This is a genomic window from Protofrankia sp. CiT1, assembly GCF_917627335.1.
Lineage (GTDB): Bacteria > Actinomycetota > Actinomycetes > Frankiales > Frankiaceae > Protofrankia.
On sequence record NZ_CAKJTP010000156.1, the window covers coordinates 1 to 9,262 of the forward strand.

The 9,262-nt window shown below is 69.7% G+C and carries 10 protein-coding genes; 6 read left to right on the plus strand and 4 right to left on the minus strand.

Translation table 11 applies throughout. The features are described 5' to 3' along the window. Window positions 1-336: 336 nt before the first annotated feature. Both MJ785_RS18190 and MJ785_RS18195 read right to left on the minus strand, forming a co-directional pair. On the minus strand, window positions 337-1,149 hold the full coding sequence (locus tag MJ785_RS18190) for an N-acetylmuramoyl-L-alanine amidase (protein WP_239381942.1): 813 nt from the start codon (window positions 1,147-1,149) through the stop codon (window positions 337-339). Between the two features lie 131 nt (window positions 1,150-1,280). Next, window positions 1,281-2,099: a DUF3097 domain-containing protein gene (locus tag MJ785_RS18195; RefSeq protein ID WP_239381944.1), complete on the minus strand. Its 819-nt coding sequence runs from the start codon at window positions 2,097-2,099 to the stop codon at window positions 1,281-1,283. Window positions 2,100-2,219: 120 nt separating this feature from the next. Between MJ785_RS18195 and MJ785_RS18200 the strand changes: the two genes are divergently transcribed. The 3 genes from MJ785_RS18200 to MJ785_RS18210 are packed head-to-tail and all read left to right on the plus strand — an operon-like array spanning window position 2,220 to window position 4,286. Then, window positions 2,220-2,816, plus strand: coding sequence for an isochorismatase family protein (locus tag MJ785_RS18200; protein WP_239310272.1), 597 nt, complete (start codon window positions 2,220-2,222; stop codon window positions 2,814-2,816). A gap of 31 nt (window positions 2,817-2,847) precedes the next feature. After that, a complete protein-coding gene (locus MJ785_RS18205; protein ID WP_239381946.1) occupies window positions 2,848-3,996 on the plus strand; it encodes a cysteine desulfurase family protein in 1,149 nt (382 codons plus the stop codon). Then, complete coding sequence (locus MJ785_RS18210; protein ID WP_239310270.1) at window positions 3,993-4,286, plus strand: sulfurtransferase TusA family protein; 294 nt, start codon at window positions 3,993-3,995, stop codon at window positions 4,284-4,286. Before MJ785_RS18205 ends, MJ785_RS18210 begins: the two co-directional genes overlap by 4 nt. Here MJ785_RS18210 and MJ785_RS18215 read toward each other — a convergent pair. Further along, on the minus strand, window positions 4,262-5,266 hold the full coding sequence (locus tag MJ785_RS18215; RefSeq protein WP_239381948.1) for a carbohydrate kinase family protein: 1,005 nt from the start codon (window positions 5,264-5,266) through the stop codon (window positions 4,262-4,264). The genes MJ785_RS18210 and MJ785_RS18215 overlap by 25 nt on opposite strands. A 185-nt stretch (window positions 5,267-5,451) precedes the next feature. Then, complete coding sequence (locus tag MJ785_RS18220) at window positions 5,452-5,835, minus strand: iron-sulfur cluster assembly accessory protein (RefSeq protein ID WP_239310268.1); 384 nt, start codon at window positions 5,833-5,835, stop codon at window positions 5,452-5,454. A gap of 541 nt (window positions 5,836-6,376) precedes the next feature. On the opposite strand from MJ785_RS18220, the gene nadA reads away from it, so the two are divergent. The 3 genes from nadA to MJ785_RS18235 all read left to right on the plus strand — a co-directional run bounded on the left by nadA (window position 6,377) and on the right by MJ785_RS18235 (window position 9,192). Next, window positions 6,377-7,513, plus strand: a complete 1,137-nt coding sequence (nadA, locus tag MJ785_RS18225) for a quinolinate synthase NadA (protein WP_239375539.1) — start codon at window positions 6,377-6,379, stop codon at window positions 7,511-7,513. After that, complete coding sequence (locus MJ785_RS18230) at window positions 7,513-8,118, plus strand: DUF3043 domain-containing protein (RefSeq protein ID WP_239381950.1); 606 nt, start codon at window positions 7,513-7,515, stop codon at window positions 8,116-8,118. Before nadA ends, MJ785_RS18230 begins: the two co-directional genes overlap by 1 nt. A gap of 96 nt (window positions 8,119-8,214) precedes the next feature. Beyond that, window positions 8,215-9,192 carry an aldo/keto reductase family protein gene (locus tag MJ785_RS18235; RefSeq protein WP_239310266.1) on the plus strand — a complete coding sequence of 326 codons (978 nt, stop codon included), beginning with the start codon at window positions 8,215-8,217 and terminating at the stop codon, window positions 9,190-9,192. Window positions 9,193-9,262: the final 70 nt, after the last annotated feature.

A 9,262-nucleotide genomic window follows, 5' to 3' on the forward strand; every position in this document is an offset into this window, starting at 1 on the left:
GTACGTCCCCCCCACCAAGGGTCGCAGGGCAGGAACTTTCCGAGTCGGATTGAAACTGGTGTTCAAGCGCAACCATCGAGCGGGGAATGCCGTCGCAGGGCAGGAACTTTCCGAGGTGGGCGGTCCCAGTATCGCCCACCTCAGTTCCGCTTCACGGCGTGCTGCCTTCGAGCGGCGCTCTTCTTCCGGTCGTTCGATTTTTCGCTCAGCGGGCCGAAAGATGCTCAGTCATTTTTCCATGCCGTTGGTGGCCTGTTTCCTGAAGCCAGCTGTTTCCCGGAAGCCGCCAGCCGGAAACAATCAGCCTGGCCTGGCGGCGGAAGCGCGGGGGACCGGTCAGGACGCGGACGGGACGAGGAAGGCTGCGATGCCGTCGGCGATACCCCGCGCAGCACGTTGGCGCCAGGTGGCGTCCGAGACCCGGGCGGCGTCGTCCGGGTTGCGCATGTTGGCGCATTCGATGAACGCCTTGGGCACCCGTGACAGGTTCAGCCCACCGAGGTCCGCGCGGAACGACAGCCCGGTGTCCGCGACGTAGTCGGCCCGGGGCTCGCCGGTGTTCCGTTCGAACCTGCTCCGCAGCACATCCGCCAGCCGTGCTGATGGGACGATAATCCCGGCGTTCCCGCCATCCGGGCTGAGGCTCGGGGCGATGACGTGAAACCCGGTGCCCTCCGGCGGCCCGCCATCGGCGTGCACGGACACCGCCGCATCGGCATGCGCGTCGTTGCCGATCCGCGCCCGCTCGTTGATGCACGGGCCGACCCCGGAGTCGTCCGTCCTGGTCAACACGACCGTGGCACCGCGTTCGCGCAGGATCGCGGCGGCCCGGACGGCGACGTCAAAGGTGAAGGCGTGTTCCGGGTATCCGGCGTTGGTCTCGGCACCCGCGGTATCGCACTCCTTGTCGATGCCGCCCGCGTCCACCTTGCGTGCGATCACCGCGGCCGCCGCCGCGTTCCCACCGTTGTGCCCGGGGTCCAGCAGGACCGTGCGTCCCCGCAGGGAGCTCTGGCCCGGCGGCGACAGCCCCGCGGCGGCGGCATCCGTCCGCTGCCGGGCCATGAACCCGGGCAAACTGGACAAACCAGGTAACACGCCGCGGGCCGCGAAGCCCCCGACCATTATTACGAAAACCGTGACGGCCACAGCGAACGCTCGCGGCCACGAAGGCATCTAGCGCCGCCCCAGCACGGCTTGCCGGCCGCGGGCAGCCGGGGGGACACGTGTCATGGTGGCCATGCCCGCGCCATGCGTCCGCGGGGCGGGGAGGCCCGTCGTCACGGGGCCGCCGCTGTCACGAAATCGATGAGGCGTTCGACCGCGCCGAGAAGACCCACCTCGATGTCGGTGTAGGAACGCACGCTGGCGAGCACCCGACGCCACATGTCCACCGGCTCGGCGACCCCGAGGGCGCGGCACACGCCTTCTTTCCACGGCTCGCCCGGGGGCACCCGCGGCCAGGCCGCGATGCCCACGGAAGCCGGCTTCACCGCCTGCCAGATGTCGACGTAGGGATGCCCGGTCACCAGCACGTGCGGTGAGGTCACAGCCGCGGCGATCCGGCTCTCCTTGGAACCGGCAACCAGATGGTCGACGAGGACCCCGAGGCGGCGGCGCGGCCCCGGCTGGAAGGACGCGACGACAGCGGGAAGATCATCCACGCCATCGAGGGACTCCACGACGACACCCTCGATCCGAAGATCATCACCCCAGATGCGCTCGACGAGCGCCGCGTCGTGCAGTCCCTCCACGTAGATCCGGCTCGCCCGCGCGACCCGCGCCGGGTGGCCGCGAACGGCCACGGAGCCGGACGCGGTGCGGGCGGGGCCCGTGGGTGCCGCCCGCTGGGGCCTGATCAACGTTACCGGCCGGCCGTCGAGCAGGAAGGCCCCGGGCGCAAGCGGGAAAGCCCGGCGTCGGCCATGCCGGTCCTCAAGCAGCACACCGCCCGCTTCAACATCTACAACCGCGCCGCAGAAGCCGGTGGCGGCGTCCTCAACCACCAGCTCCCGGTCCGCCTCGACCGTGGGCGGCGGCGCGGGCCGCGTGCGCTTCTCCCGCGCCAGCACATCAGGCCCGTAGTCTCTGCTGCGCACCCGCCTACTGTAGCCCGGCCGTTCGCGGGCGCGTGCCGTCCGCGTGCCTCGTCGTTCACCCGTGGATCCGAACACGCAGGCGCGCGCGCCGCGGCTGGGCCGACGTCCCAGAATCAACCTATGACCGAGAGATACCGACCGGGTGTCGCCCTGCTGGTGATCGACATCCAGAACGACTTCGCCGCGCCCGAAGGCAGCCTGTACGTCCCCGGCGGCGAAGAGATCATACCGGCTGTCAATGCCGAGATCGAGCAGGCGGTGGCGGCGGGATCGCCGGTCGTCTACACCCAGGACTGGCATCCGCCCACCACCCCGCACTTCTCCACCAGCGGAGGCATCTGGCCGCCGCACTGCGTGCGGGAGAGCGTGGGCGCACGGTTGCATCCGATGCTGCGGGTGGACGGAACGGTGGTTCGCAAAGGGACGGGCGGCGAGAACGGCTACTCGGGATTCACCGTCCGGGATCCGCTCACCGACGCCGCGCAGGCGACCGAGCTCCACCGGATTCTCGCTACCCGCGACATCACCACGATTGTCGTGGTCGGCCTCGCCGGGGACTACTGCGTGAAGGCAACGGCTCTCGACGGGCGGGCACTCGGCTATCAGGTGGTGGTGCCGCTCGCGCTGACCCGGTTCGTCACGCTCCAGCCCGGCGACGACACGCAGGCCATCGCCGATCTGCGCGACGCCGGCGTCGTGGTGGTTCCCGACCAGTGAACGGTCACGGCCGCCGCAATACCGTGGGAACGTGCCGGCTTACCTCGACCACGCGGCCACGGCCGTCCTGCATCCCGCGGCCCGTACAGCGCTGCTGGCTGCCCTCGACGACGGCTGGGCGGACCCTGCCCGCCTGTACCGCGACGCCCGCCACGCCCGCCTGCTGCTCGACGCCGCGCGGGAGACCGTCGCCGCGGTCATCGGTGCCCGTCCCGACGAGGTCAGTTTCGCCTCGTCCGGCACGCAGGCGGCCCAGCTCGCGGTTCTTGGCGCGGCCCAGGCCCGCCGCCGGTCAGGGAGACGGATGCTGGTCAGCGCCGTTGAGCACTCCTGCGTTCTGCACGCCGCGCAGTGGCACGAAGACGCCGGCGGCACCGTCGACACCGTCGGCGTGGACCGGTTCGGCCGGGTCGACCCGGCGGATTTCGCTCCCCCGCCGGATACCGCCCTGGCAAGCCTGCAACATGCCAACCACGAGGTCGCAACCATTCAGCCGGTAGCCGCGACCGCGGGTGTGCTGCACGCCGCGGGCGTCCCGTTGCATGTGGACGCGGCCATGTCGGTCGGGCGGATCCCCGTGGACGTCCGCGCCCTCGGCGCCGATCTGCTCAGCGCCAGCGCGCACAAGTTCGGCGGGCCGGCGGGGGTCGGCATCCTGGTGGTACGGACCGGGTGCCGATGGGTCAACCCGCTGCCCGCGGACGAACGCGAGGGTGGCCGGGTGAGCGGCTTCCCCAACGTCGCGGCCATCGTCGCGACGGCCGCGGCCCTGCATGCCCGCGCCGCTGAGATCACCGCTGAGACGCCGCGCCTGGCCGGCTACATCGAGCGGCTGCGCACCCGCATCCCCCACCTCGTCAAGGATGTCGAGCTGCTCGGCGACCCTGATGCGGCCGGTCGGCTGCCGCATCTGCTTACTTTCTCCTGCCTGTACGTGGACGGGGAGTCGCTGCTCGGGGAGCTGGACCGGGCGGGGATCGCCGTCAGCAGCGGATCGAGCTGTGTATCGGACACGCTCGCCCCGAGCCACGTGCTGGCGGCGATGGGCGCGTTGACCCAGGGCAACATCCGCGTGTCGTTCGGTCGTGAATCCAGCGCGGCAGACGTGGACACCCTGCTGGCGATCCTGCCGGACGCGGTTGCCCGGGTCCGGGAGCGGGCCGGGGCTGTCAGCCTGTGACGCCATCCGACGCCGGTACGAGCGCCGCCGGCCACAGCGGCCACGGCGCCGCGTGGGATGGCGCCCAGCTCACCGTGGACGCACGCGGGCACCGGTGCCCGCTACCCGTCATCGAGCTCGCGCGCCGGATCCGCGAGGTCGACGTCAACGCCGACCTACAGCTGTGGGCAGACGACCCAGCCGCCGCGTATGACATCCCCGCCTGGTGCCGGATGCGCGCCAACACGCTGGTCGCGACCCGCGAACTGGCCAGCGGGGGAACGGCCTACCTCGTCCGCCGCTGTTCCTGATCACTCACCGGGAGATGCGGGGCGATCTCCGCGACGGCGTTGGGCCCATAGCTCTCCAAAAGCCGCTTGGCCAGGTCGTCCGGGATGGTGTCGTACTCCTGGGTGCCGATCGTCTCCAACGCGAGTGTCGCGAGCAGGCAGCCGAGCTGCGCGGACCGCTGCTGGGGCAGATCCCAGGCGAGACCGGCGAAGAAACCGGCACGAAAGGCATCACCGACACCCGTCGGATCGGGCGTCACCCTGGCCGGCACGACCGGTACGTGGAGCGGCGGCTCGCCGACAGCCTCGATCGAGACGCCGTCGGCGCCGTGGGTGGTGACCCGCGTCCCTACGCGTTGCAGTACCTGCGCATCCGACCAGCCGGTCTTGCTCTCCAGCAAGCTCTTCTCATATGCGTTGCACAACAGCCAGGTGGCCCCCTCGACAAGCCGGCGGATCTCCGGGCCGTCCATGCGGGCAAGCTGCTGGGACGGGTCGGCGGCGAACGCGATGGAGCGATCCCGGCACTCGTCGGTGTGGCGGAGCATGGCCTCGGGGTCGTTCGGGCTGACCACCACCAGATCCAGACCACCGAGGCGCTCGATGATCGGTCCCAGCTCGATCAGGCGAGCATCGCTCATCGCGCCCGGGTAGAAGGAGGCAATCTGACACAGATCGCTGTCGGTCGTGCACACGAAACGAGCCGTGTGAAAAAGATCACTGACCAGTACCGAATCCGTGTCCACTCCGTGGCGATCCAGCCATGAACGGTAGTCGGCGAAATCCTCACCGACCGCGGCCACCAGGACGGGGCGAAGCCCCAGCCGCCCGAGGCCATAGCAGATGTTGGCCGCCGCTCCCCCGCGCCGGACAACCAGATCATCAACCAGGAAGGACAGCGACACCCGTTCAAGCTGGTCGGCGAGAAACTGGTCGGCGAACCGCCCCGGGAAACGCATGAGATGGTCAGTGGCGATGGAACCTGTCACGGCGATGCGCACGACACGCGAGCTTACCCGGTCGACAGCCGCTCGCTGGCGGAAAGCCTCATCTTCGGGGCGCCGCGACATCCACCGGAACATGGCGATGGTGCTCGCCCCAGCCGGAAACCGGTCGAGGCGAACACCATCATCTGCCTATCCCTGACGCGCCGGAACGGGACGAACCCGGCCCCGTGGCAATATGATCAGTGGAAGGAGTCGCCGCAGGCGCAGGAGCCCGCCGCGTTCGGGTTGTCGATCGTGAAGCCCTGCTTCTCGATCGTGTCGACGAAGTCGATCGTCGCGCCGCCGAGGTACGGGCTGCTCATCCGGTCGACCGCGACCTTGACACCCGAGAAGTCCAGCACGGTGTCGCCGTCGAGCTGACGCTCGTCGAAGAAGAGCTGGTACCGCATGCCAGAACAGCCACCGGGCTGCACGGCGATCCGCAGCTGGAGGTCGTCCCGGCCTTCCTGCTCAAGCAGGCTCTTCACCTTGCTCGAGGCCACATCGGTCAGGATGACGGTATTCGGCCGAGCCACGGTGTCCGTGCCGGTCACGGTGTCAGTCGTCGCGTCCTGGACGGTCATGGAGACTGCTCCCTAGGTTCCCTTGGGGCCCGCGAGTGCGCGAAAATCCATGCTCGCACATCGGTGGGCCAGCGAGCCCTTGTTGTCAGGTCTGGCCTGTATTGGTGTGCCCCACGCCAGCGGCCGCGCTCGGTACGCGGCCGCGTGAGATGCCGGTAAATATCGCCATTCAGGTGAATGTCGCCGTTCATGCCATCGCGGCGGTAGCCGTCACCCCCAACACCTACCTGCAACACCGCACGCCGCGATCGCCTTCCCATCGTACGCAGGAGCGCCGCGGACGACCAAGCACGGACCGGGGGGCTGTGATCGCGGACTCCCCCCGCCGACTGCGACACGTGCGCGCATAGCGAGTTAGAGTCTTATCGACCATTCGCGCACAGGCTAGGCGGCCAGGCCCCCCATCGGCCGGTCGACCGGAGGAGCGAGCATGACGATCAATCCCGCGCTCGGCCGCGCCGCCAGTACTCCGCCGGTCGGGCCGCCGGTCACATCGCCATCGGTCACAGCGCCGCCACCGATACTCCCGAATCCGCTTGCGATGCTGTTGCTCGGTCGCGCCGCCGATCCCGGCAGCGAGCCCGGGGTCGACTGCCCCGGCGCGCTGCCGCCGGCGTCAGATCCGCACCTGGTCGACCGCGCCGCGGCGGCTCGGGCGACGCTCGGCGACTCCGTCTTCGTGCTCGGGCACCACTACCAGCGCGACGAGGTCATCGCCTTCGCCGACGTGACCGGCGACTCGTTCAGGCTCGCGCGGCAGGCCGCGGCCCGTCCCGAGGCCAGCCATATCGTCTTCTGCGGCGTGCACTTCATGGCCGAGAGCGCGGACATCCTCACCGGGGAGCATCAGCAGGTGATCCTGCCCGACCTCGCCGCCGGCTGCTCCATGGCCGACATGGCCGCGATCGAGCAGGTGGAACAGGCCTGGGAAACACTGGCGGACGCGGGCCTCGCCGAGGACACGGTGCCGGTCAGCTACATGAACTCCACAGCCGCGATCAAGGCGTTCACCGGGCGGCATGCCGGCACGATCTGCACGTCGTCCAACGCCCGCCGGGCTCTTGCCTGGGCATTCGGGCCCGAGCGCCGCGGCCGGCGGGTGCTGTTCCTGCCCGACCAGCATCTCGGCCGCAACACCGCGGTGCTGGAGATGGGCATGTCGCTCGACGACTGTGTCGTCTACAACCCGCGCCGTCCCGGCGGCGGTGTCGGGACGGCACAGCTGCGCGACGCGCGGATGATCCTCTGGCGGGGGCACTGCTCGGTACACGGCCGGTTCAGCCGCGCCTGCGTGGACGAGGTCCGCGCCCGCCTGCCCCGCGTCACCGTGCTCGTCCATCCGGAATGCCAGTACGACGTCGTCACCGCCGCGGACCTGGTCGGCTCGACCGAATACATCATCAAGGTCGTCGATGAGGCGCCGCCCGGTAGCGCTTTCGCCGTGGGCACGGAGCTCAACCTGGTGCGGCGGCTCGCGCATCGGCATCCGGACAAGACCGTGGTCTTCCTGGACCGTACGGTGTGTTATTGCTCGACGATGAACCGTATCGATCTACCCCACCTCGTGTGGGCGCTCGAGTCCCTCACCCGCGGCGAGACGGTCAACCGCATCACGGTCGACCTCGATGTCGCGGCCCACGCCCGGAAGGCCCTTGACCAGATGCTGGCACTCCCCTGATGGCCCTGTTGAAACGACGCACAACGGCGTCGGCCGCGCCCGCCGCCCCACCCACCGACGGGGCTGCGCCCGGCGGCGGCGGAAACGAGCCGGGCAAGGGACGCCCGACCCCGAAGCGCAGCGCGGCACGCGCGGCACGCGCCCGTGGCGGCGTCCTCGCGGCCCCGGCTTCACGCAAGGACGCGCGTACCCGGTCCCGCGCGGAACGCCGTCGCCAGAGCCAGGAGTACCGGGCCGGGATGATGTCCGGGGACATCAGCAGACTGCCCCCGCGCGAGCGTCTCCCCGAACGTGTGCTGGCCCGGGACTTCGTCGACACCCGCCGCAACGTGGGGCCGTTCTTCCTGGTCGCCGCGGCGGTGTACTTCGTCGGTGGGCTCGTCCCGAACGTGTACGTCCGGCTCATCGCCACCTACCTGATGCTGCTGGGAATCCTCGCTGTGGCCGTCGACTCGATCGTGCTGTCGCGCCAGGTCAGCCGCAGAGTTGCCGAGAAATACCCGGCTTCGACGGTCCGGGTACGCGCGTACAGCGTGCAGCGCGCCCTGTTGCCGGCCCGCTGGCGGATGCCGCGGCCGCACGTCACCCGCGTCGGCAACGGGTGACGGACCACGCGGTGATCAGATGATGCCGGCACAGAGCGGGATGCTCCGGTACGACCCGGGCCTCAAGCTCTGTGCCGGGAATCATAGGGTGACCGGGTGGAGCATCGACGACTAGGACGCAGTGGGCTGAGCGTCAGCGAGATCTCGTACGGCAACTGGCTCACCCATGGCGACCAGATCGAACGGGATCAGGCCTTCTCGTGCGTACGCGCCGCGCTGGACAGCGGGATCACGACCTTCGACACCGCCGACGTGTACGCGGGTACGAAGGCCGAGGCTGTGCTGGGTGAGGCCCTGGAGGGGATACGGCGCGAATCGTACGAGCTGTTCACCAAGGTCTTCTGGCCGACTGGGCCCGGCCCGAACGATCGCGGTCTGGGGCGCAAGCACATCATCGAGTCCTGCCACGCCTCGCTACGGCGGCTGCGCACCGATCATCTCGATCTCTACCAGGCACACCGCTATGACCCGACCGTGCCCCTGGAGGAGACCCTGCGGGCCTTCGAGGACCTGGTGCGGGCCGGCAAGGTGCTCTACGTGGGTGTCTCGGAGTGGGACGCCACGCAGATCGCCGCCGCGGTGGAGATCGCCGCCGCGACCGGCTTCGACCAGATCATCTCCAACCAGCCGCAGTACTCGATGCTGTGGCGGAAGATCGAGGCGGAGGTCATCCCCACTTCCCGCGCCGCCGGCATCTCCCAGCTCGTCTGGTCACCGGTCGCGCAGGGTGTGCTCACCGGCAAGTACCAGCCGGGAACCCCGCCGCCGGAGGAGACTCGTGCGGCCAGCGGCTCCGGCGCGGGTTTCATCCGGCGGCTGATGGGGGACGAGGTTCTCACTCGGGTCCAGGGCCTGCTGCCGGTCGCGGCCGACGTCGGCCTGTCCCCCGCGCAGCTGGCCGTCGCCTGGGTGCTGCAGAACGACAATGTGGCATCAGCGATTATCGGAGCGTCACGACCAGAGCAGGTTCACGAGAACGTCAAGGCCTCTGGAGTGACGCTGGACCCGGAGGTCCTGACCCGGATCGACGCGGTGCTCGGCGATGTCGTCGTCACCGACCCGGACATCGTGTAACAAGCGGACGCGAAGCGACGGCCTCACGGCCAGGACGCGCTAAGAGCGCCCGGCAATAGGGGCGTGGATC

Excerpts from the sequence above, each read along its gene's own strand:
- MJ785_RS18230 (WP_239381950.1), top strand. The coding sequence starts at position 7,513 with ATGGCCCTGTTGAAACGACGCACAACGGCGTCGGCCGCGCCCGCCGCC.
- nadA (WP_239375539.1), top strand. The coding sequence starts at position 6,377 with ATGCTGTTGCTCGGTCGCGCCGCCGATCCCGGCAGCGAGCCCGGGGTC.
- MJ785_RS18220 (WP_239310268.1), bottom strand. The coding sequence starts at position 5,835 with ATGACCGTCCAGGACGCGACGACTGACACCGTGACCGGCACGGACACC.
- MJ785_RS18200 (WP_239310272.1), top strand. The coding sequence starts at position 2,220 with ATGACCGAGAGATACCGACCGGGTGTCGCCCTGCTGGTGATCGACATC.